This is a genomic window from Nitrogeniibacter mangrovi (assembly GCF_010983895.1).
GTDB classification, from domain to species: domain Bacteria; phylum Pseudomonadota; class Gammaproteobacteria; order Burkholderiales; family Rhodocyclaceae; genus Nitrogeniibacter; species Nitrogeniibacter mangrovi.
In genome coordinates this window covers 3,494,967-3,514,969 of record NZ_CP048836.1, presented here as the reverse complement: position 1 = coordinate 3,514,969, position 20,003 = coordinate 3,494,967, and the positions used below count along the sequence as shown (strand labels likewise).

The window sequence follows — 20,003 nt, the reverse complement described above, 5'->3', positions numbered from 1 at the left end:
CATGAAAGACGCTGTCACCATGACCGGACTCGAACGGCGCGCGACTTTCTCGCTCGCCGCCGTGTTCGGTTTGCGCATGTTCGGCATGTTCTCCATCCTGCCGGTGCTCGCGCTCTACGCGCGCAGCCTGCCGGGCGAAGTCACCCCCTTCATGATCGGCCTCGCGCTGGGCGTGGACGGCCTCGCGCAGGCCTTCCTGCAGGTGCCCTTCGGGCTGCTGTCCGACCGCATCGGGCGCAAGCGCGTGATCTACATGGGCCTGACCCTGTTCGCCATCGGCAGCTTCGTGGCCGCGCTGGCGCCCAACATCTACATCATCATCCTCGGCCGTCTGATGCAGGGGACCGGCGCTGTGGCCTCGGCCATCATCGCGCTGATCGCCGACCTGACCCGCGAGGAGCACCGCTCCAAGTCGATGGCCGTGATCGGCATGAGCATCGGCCTCACCTTCGGCGCCTCGATGGTGCTCGGCCCCGCGCTCAGCCACCTGATCGGCGTGCCCGGCATCTTCGCGCTGACCGGCGTGCTCGCCCTCGGCGCCATGGCGGTGGTGCGCTTCGTGGTGCCCGATCCGGCCGTCAGTCGCGTCCATGCCGACGCCGAAACCGTGCCGGCCATGGTGACGGACGTGCTGCGCAACACCGAGCTGCAACGCCTGAACTTCGGCATCTTCAGCCTGCATGCCGCGCTGCGCGGGCTGTTCGTGGTGGTGCCCCTGCTGCTCGTGCAGGTCGGCGGGCTGGACGTGTCTAAACACTGGGAGGTCTACCTGCCGATCATGGTGATCTCCTTCATCGGCTCGATTCCGGCCATCATCCTCGCCGAGGCGCGTGGCAAGATGAAGCCGGTGTTTGTCTCGGCGGTGGCCCTGCTGTTCGTCTCGACTCTCTCGCTGGCGCTGCTGGTGGGCAATTTCACCGGCATCGTGGCGAGCCTGTTCGGCTTCTTCCTCGCCTTCAACCTGCTCGAGGCGACGCTACCGTCGCTGGTCTCCAAGATCGCGCCCTCGGGCTGCAAGGGCACGGCGATCGGCGTCTACAACAGCTTCCAGTTCCTCGGCCTGTTCCTGGGCGGTGCGCTGGGCGGCTTTCTGGTCCAGCACGTGGGCGATGCCGCCCTGTTCGTGTTCGCCGCCGGGCTCGCCGCGGCGTGGCTGATGCTGGCGATCTCGATGCAGCCGCCCCCGGCGGTGCGCACGCGCCTGTTCGAAGTCGGCGAGATGAGCGAGGATCGCGGCAAGGAACTGTCGAGCGCGCTGGCGCATGTGCCGGGCGTGGTCGAGGCGGTCGTGATCGCCTCCGAGGGCGTGGCATACTTGAAGGTCAAAATGGCCGGCTGGGACGAGTCGGGCGCGCTTGAACTCATGAAACAAGGAAAATGAAATGGCATCGGTGAACAAGGTCATTCTGGTCGGCAATCTCGGGCGTGATCCGGAAATCCGCTATGCCCCGTCGGGCGACGCGATCTGCAACGTCAGCCTGGCGACCACCGACACCTGGCGCGACAAGCAAAGCGGCGAAAAGCGCGAGGCGACCGAGTGGCACCGGGTGGTGTTCTTCGGCAAGCTCGCCGAAATCGCCGGCCAGTACCTCAAGAAGGGCCGTTCGATCTACGTGGAAGGCCGCCTGCAGACCCGCAAATGGCAGGATCAGAACGGTCAGGACCGCTACACCACCGAGATCCGCGCCAACGAGATGCAGATGCTCGGCGGGCGTGGCGAAGGCGGCGATGCCCCCATGGGCGGCGACAGCTACGGGGCTCCCCAGCAAAGCAGCCGCCCCGCGCCCAGCCAGGCGCCGGCCCAGGGCGGTGGCGCACCGGCGGCCTCGGGCGGGGGCTTCGGCGACTTCGACGACGACATCCCGTTCTGATCGGCGGTCGTGCAGGCATGAAAAACGGCGCCCCCCGGGGCGCCGTTGTCGTTTCCGGTGTTCGCGCTCAGGCGTTCACGTCGATCACCACCTTGCCGAAATGGCGGCCGTTCGCCAGGTGCTCATAGGCCTGGGCGGCGTCGTCGAAGGCAAAGCCGCGATCGATGACCGGACGCAGGCCGCTGATCTCGAGGAAGCGGTTCATGTCCTCGAACATCTGCCGGCTGCCGACGAAGACGCCGCTCATGCGGCGGGCACCCAGAATCACCCCGAGCGGATCGAAATCGCCCCCGAAGCCGCTGACGCCGCCGATGATGACGGTCATGCCGCCCATGCAGGTGCTGTTGATGGAGCGGCGCAGGGTGCCCTGGCCGCCGACCTCCACGACCAGATCGACGCCGTTGCCGCCGGTCAGCTTGAGCACTTCGTCCTGCCACTCGGGGGTGTCGCGATAGTTGATCGTGGCCGCCGCACCCAGCGCGCGCGCCTGCGCCAGCTTGGCGTCGCTGGAGGAGGTGATGATGGCCTCCAGCCCGGCGGCGTGGGCCATCTGCAGCGCCCAGATGGAGACCCCGCCGGTGCCCAGCAGCAGGACCCGCTGGCCGGGCTTGAGCTGGCCCACCTCGAACATGCTGCGCCACGCGGTCAGCGCGGCACAGGGCAGGGTGGCCGCTTCGCGGGCGCTCATATGGGCCGGAGCCCTGACCAGCGCGCTCTCCGGCAGGACGACCTCCTCGGCGAGCATGCCGGGCATGTTGGCGCCCAGCGAACGGGCAACGGCGGCGGGGGTCTGTTCGCCGCCGATCCAGTCGGGGAAGAAGCTGCCGGCGACCACGTCGCCCACCTGGAAGCGGGTGACCCCCGCACCGATGGCGATGACCTCGCCGGCGCCGTCGGAGCAGGGAATGACCGGCGCGTCACTGCCGACCGGGTAAAGCCCGTCGGCGATCATCAGGTCGCGAAAGTTGAGCGAAACGGCCTTGACGCGGACCTGGACTTCGTTCGGTCCCGGGGTCGGTGCCGGCAGGTCGATGCGGGTGAGGCTCTTGAAAGACTGGCCTGCGGTAAGTTGGTAGGCTTGCATGATGTCTCCAGCGGTTTTTCTTGGGGTTGGGAAGATGTTGCTGCGGGTGGTCATCGTGCCGACAGGGCGGTGGCCATGCGATCCAGTCCGGCCTGCAGCGTGACCGGCGGACAACCGAAATTGAGGCGGAGCCAGCCCGCTGGCGCGCCGAAGGCCTTGCCGTCGGACAATCCGACGCCATGCGCCTCGAAGAACGCCGCCGGATCGTCCAGACCGGCCTCGCGGCAGTCGATCCACGCCAGGTAGGTCGCTTCGGGGACGGTGGTGCGCAGACCCGGCAGGGCGGCGACGGCGGCCATCACCTGGTCGCGGTTGTGCCGCAGGGTGTCGAGCAGCGCCAGGCGCCAGGCGTTGCCCTCACGGTAGGCCGCTTCGGTGGCCACCAGCCCGAGCACATTCGGATGCGGCACCAGCCCGCGCATGGCGCGACGATAGCGGCGACGCAGCACGGGGTCCGGGATGATGGCGAAGCTGCTGTACAGCGCGGCGATGTTCCAGGTCTTGCTGGGCGCCATCAGGGTGATGGTGCGCCGGGCGACGTGCGGATCGATGGCCGCGATCGGCACATGGGTGCCGTCGAGCACGAGGCCGCAGTGGATCTCGTCCGAACAGATGATCAGGTCGTGGCGCAGCGCCCTGTCGGCCACGGCGCTCAGTTCGTCCCGGGTGAACACCCGCCCGACCGGATTGTGCGGGTTGCACAGCAGGATCATGCGGGTGCGCGCGTCGATGGCCGCGTCCACCGCCTCCCAATCCCACTGCCAGTGGTCGGCCGCGCAGACCAGGTCGGCGCGTTGCAGCTGGCGGCCGACATTGGCGGGTGCGCCCAGGAAGGGGGGGTAGACCGGCGTGGCGGTAAATACCCCGTCCCCACTGCCGCCGGCGAGCGCGCAGGCGACGTTGAAGCCGGTGACCACCCCCGGCAGCCAGACCAGCCAGTCCGGCTCGATGTGCCAGTCATGGTCGCGGGCGATACCTTCGACGACCGCTTCGATCAGGCTCGGCCAGGCGTCTGTGTAGCCGAACACGCCATGATCGATGCGGGCGTGCAGGGCCTCGAGCACGGCGGGCGGGGCGGCGAAATCCATGTCCGCCACCCACATGGGGATGACGTCGCGTCCGGCGTAGCGCCCCCATTTGTCGCCGGGGACGGCGCGGCGATCGACGGGGGTGGTGAAATCGAACTCGGGTGGGCGCGGGCGCATGCGAAGTCGTGCTCAAGGGTGGACTTCGAGTGTAGGGGAAGCCGTTCGGCCCTGTCACCCGTGGACAAGTGTCTCATGACGCGCCGATGAGGGGGCGCCAGGCACCGGGGGTCTGTGCATATCGCGGTCTCGTCAGGCGCCGCTGTGATGATGTTCCACGAAGTGCTTGAGCACCATCTTCAGCATCGCGACCCGATGGGTGTCGCGCTTGGCACGGGCTTCCTCGATATCGTCGGCGATCATCCGCTTGATGCGCTTTTCGCCGCGGGCGGTGTGAGTCAGGTAGTTGCCCAGTTCCACGGCGGCCATTTCGGGAATGTGTTCATGTTCGGCGATGGCGAGGATCTCTTCCTCGGTCAGTTCCGACAGTTCGATGCAGTCTTCCAGTGTCAGCATGGCGGCCCCTCCTCGGACACAAGGCATGTCGCGCCGTGCCGCCACGGCGCGGGGCACGGCCGTTGGATTTCGTCACTTTTCATTGAAGCATGCGACGGTGCGGCCGTTATTGATCTTTGGCAATGCCGTTGCCGATGCCCGTTAAAATGGGCGTTGATACTGGGTCAGGAGCTATGCATGCAGTCTGTCATTACCTATCCGGAGGGCATCTACGCCATCGAATCCGGCTACGAGCGTCCACAGCTGGCGGCCATCCACGCCATCGTGTCCGGCGACGCGGTGGCGATCGTCGATAGCGGCAACAACGAGAGCGTGCCGCGTGTGCTCGAGGCGTTGGCATCGCTCGGATTCGGCCCCGAACAGGTGCGCTACGTCCTGCTGACCCACATCCACCTCGATCACGCCGGCGGCGCTGGCGCCCTCATGGCCGCCTGCCCCAACGCCGCGCTGGTGGTGCATCCGCGCGGTGTACGCCACATGGTCGATCCGTCGAAGCTGTGGGCCGGCACCGTCGCGGTCTATGGTGAGGACGACGCGATCGCCAAGTACGGGCGCATCCAGAGCGTTGCCGCCGAGCGCATCGTCGAGGCGACCGACGGGCGCGTCGTCGATCTGAACGGGCGCAAGATCCGGGTGGCGGAAACGCCGGGCCATGCGCTGCATCATGTGTGCTACTTCGACGAACAGACCCGCGCCTGGTTCACCGGCGACACCTTTGGCCTGTCCTATCGCGAGCTCGATCACGATGGCCGCGCCTTCGTCTTCCCGACCACGACGCCAGTGCAGTTCGACCCCGACGCCCTGCATGCGTCCATCGACCGCCTCATGGCCGAGCAGCCCACGGCCATGTACCTGACCCACTACTCGCGCGTTACCGATCTGCCGCGTCTGGCCAGCGATCTGCACCGCCTCATCGATGCCCACGTGGCCATCGCGCGCTCCGGGGCCAACGCGGTGGACCGGCGCCATCAGATCATCCGCGCCGGATTGTCGGCGCTCATGCGTCAGGAGGCCGCACGCCAGCAGTGGCCGATCAGCGAGAACGACCTGTTCGAGCTGTTCGCCATGGATCTGGAGCTCAACGCCCAGGGGCTGGAGGTGTGGCTGGATCGTCAGGCCGCCGCCTGACTCAGTCGCCGCCGAGAATGCGCAGGCGCTCCCGGGCGTGGGCGTCGCCCTGCCGGGCGGCGCGGTCGTACCAGTAGCGTGCCGCGGCCAGATCCTGGTCGACGCCCTCGCCCGTCTCGAACAGCTGGGCCAGTTCGCGCTGGGCGTCGCGATCGCCCGCGCGGGCCGCAGCGCCGAACCAGCGCGCGGCCAGACGTTCGTCCCTGGGGACGCCGGCACCGTCGAGGAGCTGATGGGCCAGTGCCGTCTGCGCCGCCGCGTGCCCCTGCACCGCCGCCTTGAGATACCATTGCGCCGCCGTGCGCGGATTGCGGCTCACGCCGTCGCCATTGGTGTAGAGCAGGGCGAAGGCGTATTGCGCCTGCGGCAGTCCGGACAGGGACGCCCGACGCAGCCAGCGCCAGACCGGATTGGGCTCCGCGCTGCTCGTTTCGCCGCGGGCCAGCATGATCGCGTAGTTGTATTGCGCGAGGCGGTTGCCGCGGCGCCCGGCGATGTGAAAGCACCGCGCTGCCTGGTCGAAGTCGCCCGCGTCATAGGCGTTGATGCCGGCCAGCGCCAGTTGCACGGTGGGTAGGGTCTGGGCGCTCGCGGCCGGGGTCGTGGCCAGGGTGGGGAAGGACAGCAGCAGCGCAAGCGCCAGCGCGGCGGGGCGAACGGTCATCCGGAACCTCGGGGACTTTTCGCTTTGAGCGCGGTGCGGGGACGGAGTTCAGTGCAATGAGTGAGGGCAATGCGGCGGTGGACGAGGCGCGTCGCTACGGTGGCATCGTGCGCCTCTATGGCGCCGAGGGCCTGGCGCGCCTGCGCGCGGCCCGGGTGGCCGTCGCGGGCATCGGCGGGGTCGGTTCGTGGGTGGTGGAGGCCCTGGCCCGCAGCGGCGTCGGCTCCCTGCGCCTGATCGATCTCGACCATGTCGCCGAGTCGAACATGAACCGCCAGATCCATGCCCTCGAGGCGACCCTGGGGCAGGCCAAGGTCCTGGCCATGGCCGAGCGCATCGCCGGCATCGACCCGCGCACCGTGGTCGAGACGGTCGATGATTTCGTCACCGAAGACAATGTGGCGCAAGTGCTGGCCGCGCCGCTCGACTACGTGGTCGATGCCATCGACGATGTGCGTGGCAAGGCGGCCATGGTGGCCTGGTGCCGTCGCCAGGGGGTGCCGGTGATCACCCTCGGCGCCGCCGGCGGACAAGTCGATCCGACCCGTATCGAGATCGCCGATCTGGCACGCACCACTCAGGATCCGCTGCTGGCGAAGCTGCGCGCGCGCCTGCGGCGCGACTACGGATTTCCGCGCGGGGCCGGCAAGCGCTTCCGGGTCGACGCGGTCTACTCCACCGAACCCTTGCACTACCCGGAGGCTGCCTGCGAGACCGATGCCGGGCCCCAGGGGCTCAGCTGTGCCGGGTTCGGTTCCAGCATGGCGGTGACCGCCAGCTTCGGGCTGGCGGCTGCCGCCCGGGTGCTCGAGGCGCTGGCACGCCCCGCGGCCTGAGGCTCAGCGGGCGTCGATGAACAGGGCCGGGTCCACCGGCGTGCCGTTCATGAACAGGCTCCAGTGCAGGTGCGGTCCGGTGACCCGGCCGGTGCTGCCGACGGAGCCCAGGCGTTCGCCCTGGCGCACCCGCTGGCCGGCGCGGATGTCGACACGGTCCAGGTGGCAGAACATGGAGATGAGTCCCTGGCCGTGGTCTACGAACACCGTGTTGCCATTGAAGAAGAAGGTGCCCACATGGGTGACGATGCCACCGGCCGGTGCCACCACCGGGGTGCCGCGCCCGGCGGCGATGTCGAGCCCGCGATGCGGGGCGCGCGGTTCGCCGTTGAAAGTGCGGCGCAGGCCGAAGGCGCTGGACCGGCGCCCCGGTGCCGGCGCGATGAAGTCGAGCGGCGGCGACGACTCTTGCCGGAACAGCGTTTTCACCTCGTTCTGGGTGGCCGCCTCCCGTTGGATGCGGGCCAGTTCGTCCGGGTCGGGATTGACCATGTGCCGGTTCTTCACATGCAGGTGCTGGACCGGGTAGGTCTTGGGCTGGATCTCGAGGATGCGGGTGTCGGCATGGGTGCCCGAATGGATCTCGACCGGATGGGGGCCCGGGGCCAGATCGAGCGGCAGGCCGACCCAGGCGGCCCACACCTCGCCTTCCTTGCGCACCAGCACCGGATGGCCGTCCAGGTGCACCTCCGGTCGCGGGCCGCTGGCCGGTCCCAGCGCCAGACGGCCGACGCCGCCGGGCACGAGTGCCTCGCGCGGCGCGGCGAGCAGTGGCAGACTCACCATCGCCAGCAATGCGGGCATGGATCGGAACAATCTCGGCAGGTTTCGGGTCAGCATGGGCATATGATAACCAAGCGGGCCCAACCGGGCCGGCGGACGCACACGGGAATGCGAATCGTGACAGCACAGAGCAGCGCCGACAGGCACGGCATCATTCTTTTTGGCCATGGCGCCCGCGACCCCGAGTGGGCGGGGCCGATGCAGCGCATTGCGGCGCGGATCGCCGCGCTCGACCCGGCATGTCCGGTCAGCCTGGCCTTCATGGAGTTCATGCGGCCCACCTTGGACGAGGCGGTGGACGACCTGGTGGCGCGTGGGGTGCGCTCGATTCGCATCGTGCCGGTGTTTCTCGCCCAGGGCGGGCACCTCAAGCGTGATGTGCCGCTGGCGGTCGGTCGGGCGGCCGAACGCCATCCCGCCGTCGGGTTGTCGCTCGCGACCGCCGCCGGGGAAGCCGAGGGTGTGGTCGAAGCGATCGCCCGTTACGCCATTGCGCCCTGATCCTTCAGGCATACGCCGGCCGTTGCCGGCGGTGTGAAATACGTCACACTCAAGTGGAGGGGATCCCCGCCGTTGAGGAGGCATCGGGCCGAGGCCCGGTTCCAGCGGCGGAGGTATTGTGGCATTGGGTCCAGCATGGACATCCCGTGGCGTGTGCACGTGTCGGCTCAGGGCGGTCGTGGCGGTGCTCGCGGTCTATCCCATGATCGAGGTGCGGGCGGCGGGGGCGTCCCCGAGTGCGCCGACGGCGCTCGCCGGCGCCCTGCTCGCCTGCGTGATCCTGGCGATGGTCGCGATCGGCGTCGGGGCCCGGTGGCGACGCGAACGCACCCGGGCGAACCGCCTGGAGAGCCGCATCCAGGCGCAGGAACGCGAGCTGGCGCGCCATCGCGGTGACCTGGCCGAGCTGGTGGCCGAGCAGACGGTGGACCTGCTGCTGGCCAAGGAGGCGGCTGAGCGCGCCCGATGCGCGCAAGCGGACTTTCTCGCCGGCCTGGCGCTCGAGTTGCGCGGCCCCCTGCATGCGATCGGCGGCTATGCGCAGCTGGGGTGTGCGGCGACCGGCAAGGCGGCGCGTGAACATGTCTATTTCTCGCGCATCGATCGCAGCGCGCAGCACATGCTGACGATGGTCACCGAACTGTGCGATCTGCCCAGCGCCACCCGGACAGGCGGACCCGTCGCGCTGGGGCCGGTCGACTGGGCGGCGGTGTGCCGAGAGGTGGTTGCGCGTGGCGATGCCCTGCTGCGTGCCAAACGTCTGTCGGTGTCCATGGACGTGGCGCCGGATCTGACGCCTGTGCATGCCGACCAAGCGCGTCTGCGTGAGGTGGCCGAGCACCTGTTTTCCAACGCGGTGAAGTTTTCTCCGGTCGGCGCGCGGATCGACATTCGCCTGCATGAGGCGCCCGATGGCGCAGGTGACGTGGTCCTCGAGGTGGCCGACCAGGGGACCGGTCTGGCCGAGGAGGTGCCGGAACGACTCTTCGGTGCCTATGGTCGGGACGGCGCGACTGGGTCGATGGCGGTTCCGGTCGGCGGCCTCGGGCTGTCGATCTGCCGTCAGCACGTCGAGATTTTCGGCGGCCGCATCGAGGCCGGCAACCGGGCGGCGGGCGGGGCGGTGTTCCGCGTGTGGTTGCCCGGTCTGCGCCGGGCGGGCTCCGTGTCCGCGGAGGCGCCCGGATGATGCCGCATCCCACGGCGCTGCGCGCCCGCATCCTCGCCGTGGACGAGGAGCCGTTCAGTCTCGAACTCGTCTCCGAGGTGCTCGGTGAAGCCTATGAGGTGACCGCCCTGCAGGACGGACGCGCCGCGCTGCGCCTGCTCGACGATGCCCGTTGCGAGTTCGATCTGGTGATCCTGGACCGGCGCATGCAGGCGCCCGACGGCATGGCGATCCTGCGCCATATCCGCGCCTCGCCGACGCTGGCGCACCTGCCGGTGATTCTCCAGACCGCCGTCGCCGATCCGGTCCAGGTGGCCGAGGGCATCGAGGCGGGCGCCGATTTCTATCTGACCAAACCCTTCCGCATCGAGGCGCTCTCCGCCATGGTGCGCGCGGCGTTGCGTCAGTCCCGCGAGCGGGTGCAGCTGGCCGAGCAGGCCGCCGACATGGAGACCAGCCTGGCGTTGCTCGGCCAGGGGGTGTTCCGCTTCCGCACGGTGGACGAAGCCGCGGCACTCGCACGCGCCGTCGCCCGCTTGTGCGCCGAGCCCGACCTGGTGCGCATCGCGCTCGCCGAACTGCTCGTCAACGCGGTGGAGCACGGCAATCTCGGGCTGGGGTTCGAGGCCAAGCAGCAGCTGATGCAGTCGGGGTGCTGGCGCGAGGAAATCGATCGTCGCCAGGGCGCCGCGGCGTTTCGTCACCGCGTGGCGCAACTGGCGGTGAGCGTCGAAGCCGACGCCGTGCGCTTCGTCATCGAGGATCAGGGCGAGGGCTTCGACTGGACCCGTTTCCAGGAGATGCCCGACGATCCGGTCCGCCTGAACGGGCGCGGCATCGCGCTGGCGCGGCAGCTGGCTTTTCCAGCACTCGTGTTCGCTGACGGCGGCCGCCGCATCGAGGCGGAGGCGACCCCCCGGCCGCGCTTTCGCGCCTGAGTGGATCGCCGCGCGCGGGGTGGGTGCGCGGGCGCACTGCGGGTGGCAAGACAAGCGCAGATAGCGCTTGATATCCTTGTATATAAGCATATACTAATAAACATGAAAATCCGCCAGACCTTCCTCCTCCTGATCGCCGTCGTGGCGTTCCCTGTCCATGCCGAACCGGTCGCCACCGCGCCGGTCGAGCGCGCACCGGTGGCGAGCCAGCATGTGGCCGAGGGCGTCGTCGAGGCCGTGACCAGCGCCACCGTCGCCGCCCAGGTGCAGGGGCGCATCCTCGCCACCCCGGTCGATGCCGGTGACACGGTGCGCCGGGGGCAGGTGCTCATGCGCGTGGATGCCGCCGAGGCCAACCAGTCGGTGGCCGCGGCGGTGGCCAACGTGGCGCGGGCCCAGGCGGCCTATGCCAACGCGCGGGCCGAATGGGAACGCACCCAGGCCCTGTTCAACCAGAAGTTCGTCAGCCAGGCCCATGTGGATCAGGCGCAGGCGGCGCTGCGCGCGGCGGAGGCCAGCCTCAAGGCGGCCCAGGCCGGCCGCGGCCAGGCCGTGGTGGCGCGCGACTTCACCACCATCACGGCGCCCTTCGACGGCATCGTCGCGGTGCGCCATGTGGACGCCGGTGACATGGCGCAGCCGGGGCGGGCGCTCATCGACGTGTATGCGCCGGGGGCGATGCGGGTGGTGGCCCAGGTGCCGCTGTCGGTGATCGGCCGTGCCGGCAATGGCCAGCTGCGGGCGCAGTTGGAGGTGCCGGCGCTGAACCTGAAGGTGGCGGCGGAGCGGGTCACGGTGCTGCCGGCGGCCGATCCGCGCACCTTCACGGTCGAGGTGCGCGCGACCGTGCCGGCGGCGACCAAAGGCCTCGTGCCCGGCCAGTTCGCGCGCATGCATCTGTTCGTGGGTGAGTCGGCACGGGTGACGATCCCGGCCTCGGCGGTGCTGCGCCGGGGCGAGATCACCGCGGTCTATGTGAAGACCGGGGACGGCTTCCACCTGCGCCAGATCCGCCCGGGCGAGAGCGTGGCCGACGGGCGCATCGAGGTGCTCGCCGGGCTCAAGGACGGCGAGCAGGTGGCGCTCGATCCGATCCGCGCCAGCCTGACCCTCAAAGCCCCGACGGCGGACTGAGCCCATGGCTGCGACGGAACGAAAGCTCGGCATCTCCGGGCGTCTGGCGTCCGCCTTCGACCGCAACGCGATCACCCCGCTGCTGGCGCTGGTGCTGCTGCTCATGGGCATCTTCGCCACGCTCATCACGCCCAAGGAAGAAGAGCCGCAGATCGACGTGACCATGGCCAACGTGCTGGTGCCGTGGCCGGGCGCCTCGGCGCGCGACGTGGAGGCGATCGTGTCCACGCCGGCCGAGCAGGTGCTCTCGCGCATCGCCGGGGTCGAGCACACCTACTCGGTGTCGCGCCCGGGCATGGCGATCATCACCGTGCAGTTCGAGGTCGGGGTGAAGAACCAGGACGCCCTGGTGAAGCTCTACGACACCCTCGAGTCGCATCGCGACTGGCTCAGCCCGCAACTCGGTGTGCTGCAGCCGATCGTCAAGCCCAAGGGCATCGACGACGTGCCCATCGTCAGCTTCACCCTGTGGACCGACGATCCTGAGCGCGCCGGCTTCGACATGCAGCAGGTCTCGCGCGCCGCCGAGATCGAGCTCAAACGCATCGACGGCACCCGCGACGTGACCACCATCGGCGGCCCGGGCCATGTGATCCGGGTGTTGCTCGATACCGCGCGCATGAACGCCCATGGCGTCACCGCCGCCGACCTGAAGGCGGCGCTGCAGGTGTCCAACGCCTCGCAGCCGGCCGGCCGGCTGGTGCGCGACAACGCCGAGGTGCTGGTGCAGACCGGCACCTACATCAGCTCCGCGCGCGACGTGCGCGACCTGGTGGTCGGCGTCACCGACGGCAAACCGGTGTTCATGGGCGACGTGGCCACGGTGGAGGACGGCCCCGACCAGCCCGAGCGCTACGTGTGGTTCGGCACCGGCGCCGGCCATGCCGGCGGCGCCACCCCCGGGGTCTACCCGGCGGTGACCCTGGCGGTGTCGAAGAAGCCGGGCGCCAACGCCTCCGACGTGGCCGACGCGCTCATCGCGCGCATGCAGAGCCTGGAAGGCACGGTCATCCCCGACGGTGCCCACGTGACCGTCACCCGCAACTACGGCAAGACCGCCAACGACAAGGCCAGCAAGCTCATCGGCAAGCTGGTGTTCGCCACCAGCGCGGTGGTGGTGCTGGTGCTGCTCACCCTCGGCTGGCGCGAGGCGATCATCGTCGGCATCGCGGTCACGCTCACCCTGGCCGCCACCCTGTTCGCCTCCTGGGCGTGGGGCTTCACCCTCAACCGGGTGAGCCTGTTCGCCCTCATCTTCTCCATCGGCATCCTCGTGGACGATGCCATCGTGGTGGTGGAGAACATCCACCGCCATCACACCCTCGAACCCGACAAACCCCTGTGGCAGCTCATCCCCGGGGCGGTGGACGAAGTCGGCGGGCCGACCATCCTGGCCACCTTCACGGTGATCGCGGCGCTGCTGCCGATGGCCTTCGTGACCGGCCTCATGGGGCCGTACATGAGCCCCATCCCCATCAACGCCTCGATGGGCATGTTCATCTCCCTGCTGGTGGCCTTCATGGTCACGCCGTGGCTGGCGAACCGCTTCCTGTCGCGCGCCGGCCACGGCCACGAAGGCGGCGAGGACGCCATGACGCGGCGCCTGTCCGGCTTCTTCGGCCGCCTCATGGGGCCGATGCTCGACGAGCGGCGCGGCGGCCGCAACCGCGCCCTGCTGTGGCTGCTGATCCTGGCGCTGATCGCCGGCTCGGTGTCGCTGGCGGTGGTCAAGCTGGTGGTGCTCAAGATGCTGCCGTTGGACAACAAGTCCGAATACCAGGTGGTGCTCGACATGCCGGTGGGCACACCGCTCGAGGACACCGCCCAGGTGCTGCTGGAGATCGGCGAGTACGTCTCGCGCTCCAAGTACGTGGACAACTGGCAGGCCTACGCCGGTACCGCCAGCCCCATCAACTTCAACGGCCTGGTGCGCCAGTACTACCTGCGCAGCGCGCCGGAGCAGGGCGACCTGCAGGTGAACCTGATCGACAAGCACCACCGCGACGAGCAGAGCCACGAGATCGCCATCGAGATGCGCGATCGCATCATGGCCATCGCCAGGGCCCACGGCGGCAACGCCAAGGTGGTCGAAGTGCCGCCCGGCCCGCCGGTGCTCTCGCCCATCGTGGCGGAGGTGTACGGCCCGGATTACGCGGGGCAGCTGGCGGTGGCGCAGAAGGTGCGTGACACCTTCGAGGCGACCCCCGACATCATCGCCGCCGACGACACCATCGACGAGGTCGCCGAGAAGCTCGTGCTGCGGGTGAACCAGGCCAAGGCGGCCCTCATGGGCGTCGCCCAGGCCGACATCGTGGACGTGATGCGCCTGGGGCTCGAGGGCGAGAACGTGACCCCGGTGCACGGCCACGAGAACAAGTACGAGGTGCCGGTGCGCATCCAGCTGCCGGCCGCGCGCCAGTCGTCCATCGACCATCTGCTCCAGCTCAAGGTGCGCGCCCGCGACGGCACCCTGCTGCCGGTCTCGGAGCTGGTGACGGTGGCGCCCACCGAGCGCGAGCAGGTCATCTACCACAAGGATCTGCTGCCGGTGGTGTACGTGACCGCCGACATGGGCGGCGCCATCGACTCGCCCCTGTACGGCATGTTCGACATCCGTTCGCGCCTGCTCGATCTGCCGCTGGTGGGCACGCACCTGGGCGGCACGCTGGGTGAATGGTTCATCCAGCCGCCGCACGATCCCTACACCGGCTACAGCATCAAGTGGGACGGTGAGTGGCAGATCACCTACGAGACCTTCCGCGACATGGGCATCGCCTACGCGGTGGGGCTGATCCTGATCTACCTGCTGGTGGTGGCCCAGTTCAAGAGCTACCTGGTGCCGCTCATCATCATGGCGCCGATCCCGCTCACCATCATCGGCGTGATGCCCGGCCATGCGCTGCTCGGCTCGCAATTCACCGCCACCTCGATGATCGGCATGATCGCGCTGGCGGGCATCATCGTGCGCAACTCCATCCTGCTGGTGGATTTCATCAACCACCAGGTGCGCGACGGCGTCGATTTCGCCCAGGCGGTGGTGCATTCGGCGGCGGTGCGGGCCAAGCCCATCGGGCTGACCGCGCTGGCGGCCATGATCGGCGCGGTGTTCATACTCGACGATCCGATCTTCAACGGCCTGGCCATCAGCCTCATCTTCGGCATTTTCGTCTCCACCGTGCTCACCCTGGTGGTGATCCCGGTGCTCTACTACGCGGCCATGCGCAAGCGGGTGGCCGACATCAAGGAAGGAGTGATCGCATGACGCTGACCGTCAATCAGTTCGTTCGCATTTTCGCCGGCGCCTTCGTGCTCATCTCGCTGGCGCTCGGGGTGGACGGCTCGCCGCTGTTCGTGAGCAAGTACTTCCTGTGGTTCACCGCCTTCGTCGGCGCCAATCTGTTCCAGAGCGGCTTCACCCGCATCTGCCCGCTCGAGACCATCCTGCGCCGGCTGGGCGTCAAGGACGGCATCGGCTGCAGCTGAGCGCGATTGAGCCCGAGGGGCCGCGCGCGACCGTGACGAAACCTCAAGTTTTCGCTTGCCGGGCCGATATCGCCGCATGGCGAATCCCGGCCTCAGCACCGACATGCCGCCGTCTGGCGGCGTGATCGACCCCCGCACGCCGATCCGTAGTCGGCTCTTCAATACCGTCGTCCTCGTGGGATGCGCGGTGGGTGTGCTCGGGCTGCTGACGACCGCTGCCATCAGTCACTGGCTCGGCCAGATGGAGCAGGCGCACCGGGCGCGCGTGATGGCCGAGGATGTCCACCACCTGGCCGACATGCTGCGCTCGCGTATGCGGGACTACGAGGGCGAGGCCAAGGCCATGGCGGGCCTGTTTTCCGCTTCGGATCAGGTGTCCTATGACGAGTGGCTGCGTTTCGTCGGCATTGCGGGGATCGACAAGATCACCGCGCGCGGTGCGCTGGGCATCGTCTTCGCGCCGCGTGTCGAACGGCACCAGCGCGCCGAATGGGAGGCCAACATCCAGGCCCTCTACGGTCGCCCGGCGCAGATCTCCGGCTTCGACCACGGCCTGAGCTTTCCGATTCAGTATTTTTCGCCCGACGTGTCGCGTCTCGGCGGCCTGGTGGGCAGCAATCTGATCGAAACGCCGGCCGGTCGCGATGCCGTGCTCCACGCGCTGGCGGTCGATGGCCCGGTGCTGTCGGCGCCGTTCGCCGCGGGACCGGGGGCGCCGGATGCGCTCGTCGCCCTGCTGGTGATGCCGATCGAGTCACACGGGATACCTCGGGCGGTGGGCTTCAACTCGCTTGAAAAGGTCAATGGCATCGTCGCGGTCGGCGTCCGCTATCAGGAGTGGATCGATTCGGTGCTTGCCGGCTGGAAGGATCGCTACCGGGTCGAACTGGTCGATCCGTCGGCGGGGCGCTATCGCCGCGTGATCGCCGCGCCCGACCATCTGGCGCCGGTCGGGGCCGGGCAGACGCTGGTCCTGGCGGGACGCAGGTTGCAGTTGCGCTTCTACGATGTGGTCAAGGCCGGGACCCCGCTGGTGGAGACCGCGACGCGCGCCGCCGGTTCGCTGCTCAGCGTGATGCTGGCCTGGCTGACCATGGTTCAGCTCGCCGGACGGTTTCGTGCCGAGGATGCCGCCCAGCGGATCGGTTCCGAGCTGGCGGAAAGCGAACGGCGTTTCGCGCTCGCGCTGAGCGCGACCAGCGACGGCATCTGGGAATGGCAGACCGCCGGCGGGCGGTTGTTTCTCTCGGCCCGGGGGTACGACATCGTGTTCGGTCGCGAGGCCGCGGCGGGGTATGTGTCCCTGCGAGCCGTGCTCCGGCAGCTGCCGGGTACGGAGCGTTCGGTGCTCATCTCGGCGGTGCGCGCGCATCTGAAACAGCGGGCGCCGCTGGATGTCGAACTGGTGCGCACGGATGCCCGCGGGCATCCCCAGACCCTGCGCGTGCGCGGCCAGGCCCAATGGGACGAGCTCGGATACGTCGACCGTCTGGCCGGGGCTGTCACCGAGATCACGGCGCTGCGCGAGCGCGAGCGGGATCTGGAGCGGACCCAGTGCTTCTATGCTCGGGTGCTCGAAGTGTTTCCCTACCCGCTGCTCATCAAGACGCGCGAGCAGCGCTACATCTTCGCCAACCAGGCCGCCTGCGATTTCATCGGCGCCTCCCGCGAGGCGTTGCTCAACGGCGAGGTGGGCGATCTGCTCCCCGGGCAGATGGCGCCGCACCGGGTCCATGACGACGAAGTCATCGGCAGCGGCCTCGCGGTTTCGCACGAATTCCATGTGCGCACCCACGACGGACGCGAAGGGGATGTGATCATCAGCAAGGCGGCCTTCACCGATCCGGACGGTGAGCCGGTGGTGGTGGTGGTGATCTCGAACGTGACCGCCCTGCGCCGGGCCGAGGAGGCGCTGCGCCATTCGCTCGCCGAACTCGACGGGCTGTTCCGCAATTCCTCCCTGGGCATGGCGATGATCTCCAAGGCGGGGCAGATCCGGCGGGTCAACGCGGCCTTCGCGCGTATCGTCGGACGCGACGAGAACGATCTGGTGGGACGTTTCTACCGGGAGCTGACCCCGGCGCGCTTCCACAAGCTCGATCGCGAGAAAACCGTCGACGCCCTGTGCAGCGGCCATGTGAGCGCCTACGAGCGCGCGTTCTTCCGCCCCGACGGCTCCGAGGTGCCGGTGGTGCTGACCGGCGCCCTGGTGCACGACGACGATGGTGAGCAGGGGCTGTGGACCGTGGTCGAGGACATCTCCGAGCGCAAGCGCGCCGAGGCCGCCCTGCGGCGGATGAACGCGACCAACAAGTCGATGCTCGATGCGGTGCCCGACATCATGATCCAGTTCGATGAGGCGTTGCATTTCACCGCCTTCCGGGCCAGCGAGGGCGAGTCCATGCGCATCGATCCGGCGCGGGTGCTGGGCAAGCCGTTGTCGAGAATCATCTCGCGACAGCGCTTCGAGAAGGTCGCTCCGGTGTTTCACGAGGTCATGGCCGAGCGCCGCATGCGGGTCGTCGAATACAGCGCCCGCAACGCCCGTGGCGAGATGCAGCATTACGAGGCGCGGATCGCGCCGGTCGCCACCGGCGGGGTCCTGGTGCTGCTGCGCGACATCACCGAGCGGCAGCAACGGGAAGCGGCGCTGCGCGAGAGCGAATCGCGCTTCCGCCTCATGGCGGATGCTGCACCGGCGTTCATCTGGGTGGCGGACGAGGTGATGATGATCACCTATGTGAATCGCTACGGACGCGAGCTGACCGGGCTGGGCCTGGATCGGCTGCGCGGCACCGGCTGGCTCGGTTCCCTCCATCCGGATGACCATGACCGGGTGGCCGAGACGGTGCGTGCCGCGTGCGAGCAGCGCACGCCGTTCGAGTTCGAATGCCGGGTGCGGCGGCCGGACGGCAGTTACGTGTGGCTCATGCTGGTGGGCGCCCTGCGCCACGGCGAACAGGGCGAGTTCGCCGGTTTCATCGGCTGCGGGACCGACGTGACCGAGGTCCATCACGCCCACCGCGAGCTGCGCCGCCACCGCGACCACCTGGCCGAGCTGGTGGCGGAACAGACGGCGGACCTGATGCAGGCGAAGGAGGCCGCGGAGCGCGCCAGCGACGCCAAGACGCTGTTCCTCACCAACATGTCGCACGAGTTGCGCTCGCCCATGCACGCGGTGCTCAGCTACGCCCGCCTGGGCGAGGACAAGAGCGGGTCGGCGGACCCCGAGCGCATCCGCGGCTACTTCCAGCGCATCCGCACCAGCGGTGACCGCCTGCTTGCGCTGCTCAACGATCTGCTCGACCTGTCCCGGCTCGAGGCGCGGAAGATGACGCTGGAGCGCCAGCCGCTGGCCTTGCACGAGGTGGTCGACGAAGTGATGCACGAATTCGAGGCGCTGTGCGTGGCGCGCCGGGTCCGTCTGGGTTGGCTGACCGACACGCCGGTTCCGCGCGTGGCGGCCGATCCGGTGCGCATGGGGCAGGTGGTGCGCAACCTCATCGCCAACGCGGTGAAGTTTTCCCCTGTCGGGGGAGCGGTTTCGGTGGCCATCGAGCCGGGCACGATGGTGCGCCCGGACGGCGCCGGGAGGGCGGTCGACGCGGTGTGCCTGTCGGTGAGCGATCAAGGCCCGGGAATTCCGGCCGATGAAAGGCAGGTGGTGTTCGACAAATTCGTGCAAAGCAGCAAGACGCGCACCGGGGCCGGCGGCACCGGTCTCGGGCTCGCCATCTGCAAGGAGATCGTCGAGGCCCATGGCGGTAGCATCCACGCACAGGATGCCGACGGTGGCGGCGCGTGTTTCGTGGTGAAATTGCCGCTCGACCGTGTTCCGCAGACGACGCGGGCACGGGAAGAACAGGAGGAGGGAAAGGACGGATGAGCGTGACGCGCATTCTGGTGGTGGACGACGAGCCATTCAATCTCGACATCGTGAGCGAGTATCTCGACGAGGAAGGCTACGATCTGGGCATGGCCGGCAGTGGTGAGGAGGCCTGGGAGTTGCTGCAGAACCCGCAGCATGGCTACGACCTGGTGATTCTCGACCGCATGATGCCGGGTATCGATGGCATGGAGGTGCTGCGGCGGATCAAGGCCGACACGCGCCTCGGCGAATTGCCGGTCATCATGCAGACCGCGGCGGCCAGTCCCGACCAGGTCCGCGAGGGGCTCGCCGCCGGTGCCTACTACTATCTGACCAAGCCCTTCGAGCCGGAGAGCCTGCAGAGCATCGTGCGTGCCGCGCTCGACGACTTGCGCCAGCGGCGCAACCTGTCCCAGCGCATCGAATTGCACGTGGGGGCGTTGCGGACGCTGGAAAACGGACGCTTCTCCTTCCGGACCCTGGACGAGGCCCATGCCCTCGCGGCCCTGACCGCATCCCTGTGCGACGAGCCCGAGATCGTGGTGCTGGGGTTGTCGGAGCTGCTCATCAATGCGGTCGAGCACGGGAATCTGGCCATCGATTTCGCGGAGAAGTCGCGCCTGCGCGAAGAAGGGCGCTGGGAGGCCGAGGTCGAGCGCCGGCTCGCGCTGCCCCAGTATGCCGGCCGGCGTGCCCATCTGTCCGTCGTGGCCCGCGAGGATGCGTGGATCTTCGAAATCGAGGATGATGGCGACGGCTTCGACTGGCACAACTATCTGGAACTGGCGCCGGAACGAGCCTTCGCGCCCAATGGACGGGGCATCGCGCTGGCGCGTCAGCTCGCCTTCAGCGAGCTGGAATTCCAGGGCAAGGGCAATTGTGTGAAAGCCGTCGTCTCCCGCCCGTCACGGTGTGGCGGCGGCTGAAGGCGGGCGAGACGACGC

The 20,003-nt window shown here is 68.6% G+C and carries 17 protein-coding genes; 12 read left to right on the top strand and 5 right to left on the bottom strand.

Annotation, left to right across the window (positions count from 1 at the left end; translation table 11 throughout):
• Nucleotide 1 precedes the first annotated feature (1 nt).
• Nucleotides 2-1,381: an MFS transporter gene (locus G3580_RS16230; protein ID WP_228720694.1), complete on the top strand. Its 1,380-nt coding sequence runs from the start codon at nucleotides 2-4 to the stop codon at nucleotides 1,379-1,381.
• Nucleotide 1,382: 1 nt separating this feature from the next.
• The gene (gene ssb, locus G3580_RS16225) at nucleotides 1,383-1,871 is read left to right on the top strand and encodes a single-stranded DNA-binding protein (protein WP_173767239.1); all 489 of its coding nucleotides are present in this window, start codon (nucleotides 1,383-1,385) and stop codon (nucleotides 1,869-1,871) included.
• Between the two features lie 67 nt (nucleotides 1,872-1,938).
• Here the strand turns inward: ssb and G3580_RS16220 are convergent, their stop codons facing one another.
• The 3 genes from G3580_RS16220 to G3580_RS16210 all read right to left on the bottom strand — a co-directional run bounded on the left by G3580_RS16220 (nucleotide 1,939) and on the right by G3580_RS16210 (nucleotide 4,556).
• On the bottom strand, nucleotides 1,939-2,955 hold the full coding sequence (locus G3580_RS16220) for a zinc-dependent alcohol dehydrogenase family protein (protein ID WP_173767237.1): 1,017 nt from the start codon (nucleotides 2,953-2,955) through the stop codon (nucleotides 1,939-1,941).
• Nucleotides 2,956-3,005: 50 nt separating this feature from the next.
• Complete coding sequence (locus G3580_RS16215) at nucleotides 3,006-4,160, bottom strand: MalY/PatB family protein (protein WP_173767235.1); 1,155 nt, start codon at nucleotides 4,158-4,160, stop codon at nucleotides 3,006-3,008.
• A 132-nt stretch (nucleotides 4,161-4,292) separates the two neighbouring features.
• Complete coding sequence (locus G3580_RS16210; RefSeq protein ID WP_173767234.1) at nucleotides 4,293-4,556, bottom strand: hypothetical protein; 264 nt, start codon at nucleotides 4,554-4,556, stop codon at nucleotides 4,293-4,295.
• A 177-nt stretch (nucleotides 4,557-4,733) separates the two neighbouring features.
• Between G3580_RS16210 and G3580_RS16205 the strand changes: the two genes are divergently transcribed.
• Entirely contained in the window at nucleotides 4,734-5,684 is a 951-nt protein-coding gene (locus tag G3580_RS16205; protein ID WP_173767233.1) for an MBL fold metallo-hydrolase, read from the top strand.
• A gap of 1 nt (nucleotide 5,685) precedes the next feature.
• Here G3580_RS16205 and G3580_RS16200 read toward each other — a convergent pair whose 3' ends face one another.
• Nucleotides 5,686-6,348, bottom strand: a complete 663-nt coding sequence (locus G3580_RS16200; RefSeq protein ID WP_173767232.1) for a tetratricopeptide repeat protein — start codon at nucleotides 6,346-6,348, stop codon at nucleotides 5,686-5,688.
• A 56-nt stretch (nucleotides 6,349-6,404) separates the two neighbouring features.
• On the opposite strand from G3580_RS16200, the gene G3580_RS16195 reads away from it, so the two are divergent.
• Nucleotides 6,405-7,184 carry a tRNA threonylcarbamoyladenosine dehydratase gene (locus tag G3580_RS16195; RefSeq protein ID WP_173767231.1) on the top strand — a complete coding sequence of 260 codons (780 nt, stop codon included), beginning with the start codon at nucleotides 6,405-6,407 and terminating at the stop codon, nucleotides 7,182-7,184.
• Nucleotides 7,185-7,187: 3 nt separating this feature from the next.
• Here the strand turns inward: G3580_RS16195 and G3580_RS16190 are convergent, their stop codons facing one another.
• A complete protein-coding gene (locus tag G3580_RS16190) occupies nucleotides 7,188-7,988 on the bottom strand; it encodes a peptidoglycan DD-metalloendopeptidase family protein (RefSeq protein ID WP_173767230.1) in 801 nt (266 codons plus the stop codon).
• A gap of 87 nt (nucleotides 7,989-8,075) precedes the next feature.
• Here G3580_RS16190 and G3580_RS16185 point away from each other — a divergent pair, with 87 nt between their 5' ends.
• From G3580_RS16185 to G3580_RS16150, 8 genes are all read left to right on the top strand, one after another.
• Nucleotides 8,076-8,468: a sirohydrochlorin chelatase gene (locus G3580_RS16185; RefSeq protein ID WP_173767229.1), complete on the top strand. Its 393-nt coding sequence runs from the start codon at nucleotides 8,076-8,078 to the stop codon at nucleotides 8,466-8,468.
• A gap of 151 nt (nucleotides 8,469-8,619) precedes the next feature.
• A complete protein-coding gene (locus G3580_RS16180) occupies nucleotides 8,620-9,657 on the top strand; it encodes a sensor histidine kinase (protein ID WP_173767227.1) in 1,038 nt (345 codons plus the stop codon).
• Entirely contained in the window at nucleotides 9,654-10,574 is a 921-nt protein-coding gene (locus G3580_RS16175) for an ATP-binding response regulator (RefSeq protein WP_173767225.1), read from the top strand. The genes G3580_RS16180 and G3580_RS16175 overlap by 4 nt, the downstream gene beginning before the upstream one ends.
• A gap of 102 nt (nucleotides 10,575-10,676) precedes the next feature.
• Nucleotides 10,677-11,708 (top strand): efflux RND transporter periplasmic adaptor subunit, encoded by a 1,032-nt coding sequence (locus G3580_RS16170; protein ID WP_228720692.1) that lies wholly within the window; start codon nucleotides 10,677-10,679, stop codon nucleotides 11,706-11,708.
• Between the two features lie 4 nt (nucleotides 11,709-11,712).
• Complete coding sequence (locus G3580_RS16165) at nucleotides 11,713-14,970, top strand: efflux RND transporter permease subunit (RefSeq protein ID WP_173767224.1); 3,258 nt, start codon at nucleotides 11,713-11,715, stop codon at nucleotides 14,968-14,970.
• Entirely contained in the window at nucleotides 14,967-15,191 is a 225-nt protein-coding gene (locus G3580_RS16160; RefSeq protein ID WP_173767223.1) for a YgaP family membrane protein, read from the top strand. Before G3580_RS16165 ends, G3580_RS16160 begins: the two co-directional genes overlap by 4 nt.
• A gap of 76 nt (nucleotides 15,192-15,267) precedes the next feature.
• Nucleotides 15,268-19,077 (top strand): PAS domain S-box protein, encoded by a 3,810-nt coding sequence (locus G3580_RS16155; RefSeq protein WP_173767222.1) that lies wholly within the window; start codon nucleotides 15,268-15,270, stop codon nucleotides 19,075-19,077.
• On the top strand, nucleotides 19,074-19,985 hold the full coding sequence (locus G3580_RS16150) for an ATP-binding response regulator (RefSeq protein WP_173767221.1): 912 nt from the start codon (nucleotides 19,074-19,076) through the stop codon (nucleotides 19,983-19,985). Before G3580_RS16155 ends, G3580_RS16150 begins: the two co-directional genes overlap by 4 nt.
• The last annotated feature ends 18 nt before the right edge of the window (nucleotides 19,986-20,003 follow it).

Coding starts and splice junctions, on each gene's coding strand:
- G3580_RS16155 (WP_173767222.1), top strand. CDS start 15,268: ATGGCGAATCCCGGCCTCAGCACCGACATGCCGCCGTCTGGCGGCGTG.
- G3580_RS16150 (WP_173767221.1), top strand. CDS start 19,074: ATGAGCGTGACGCGCATTCTGGTGGTGGACGACGAGCCATTCAATCTC.
- G3580_RS16185 (WP_173767229.1), top strand. CDS start 8,076: ATGCGAATCGTGACAGCACAGAGCAGCGCCGACAGGCACGGCATCATT.
- ssb (WP_173767239.1), top strand. CDS start 1,383: ATGGCATCGGTGAACAAGGTCATTCTGGTCGGCAATCTCGGGCGTGAT.
- G3580_RS16195 (WP_173767231.1), top strand. CDS start 6,405: ATGAGTGAGGGCAATGCGGCGGTGGACGAGGCGCGTCGCTACGGTGGC.
- G3580_RS16165 (WP_173767224.1), top strand. CDS start 11,713: ATGGCTGCGACGGAACGAAAGCTCGGCATCTCCGGGCGTCTGGCGTCC.
- G3580_RS16220 (WP_173767237.1), bottom strand. CDS start 2,955: ATGCAAGCCTACCAACTTACCGCAGGCCAGTCTTTCAAGAGCCTCACC.
- G3580_RS16210 (WP_173767234.1), bottom strand. CDS start 4,556: ATGCTGACACTGGAAGACTGCATCGAACTGTCGGAACTGACCGAGGAA.
- G3580_RS16170 (WP_228720692.1), top strand. CDS start 10,677: ATGAAAATCCGCCAGACCTTCCTCCTCCTGATCGCCGTCGTGGCGTTC.
- G3580_RS16175 (WP_173767225.1), top strand. CDS start 9,654: ATGATGCCGCATCCCACGGCGCTGCGCGCCCGCATCCTCGCCGTGGAC.
- G3580_RS16190 (WP_173767230.1), bottom strand. CDS start 7,988: ATGCCCGCATTGCTGGCGATGGTGAGTCTGCCACTGCTCGCCGCGCCG.
- G3580_RS16205 (WP_173767233.1), top strand. CDS start 4,734: ATGCAGTCTGTCATTACCTATCCGGAGGGCATCTACGCCATCGAATCC.
- G3580_RS16160 (WP_173767223.1), top strand. CDS start 14,967: ATGACGCTGACCGTCAATCAGTTCGTTCGCATTTTCGCCGGCGCCTTC.
- G3580_RS16230 (WP_228720694.1), top strand. CDS start 2: ATGAAAGACGCTGTCACCATGACCGGACTCGAACGGCGCGCGACTTTC.
- G3580_RS16215 (WP_173767235.1), bottom strand. CDS start 4,160: ATGCGCCCGCGCCCACCCGAGTTCGATTTCACCACCCCCGTCGATCGC.
- G3580_RS16200 (WP_173767232.1), bottom strand. CDS start 6,348: ATGACCGTTCGCCCCGCCGCGCTGGCGCTTGCGCTGCTGCTGTCCTTC.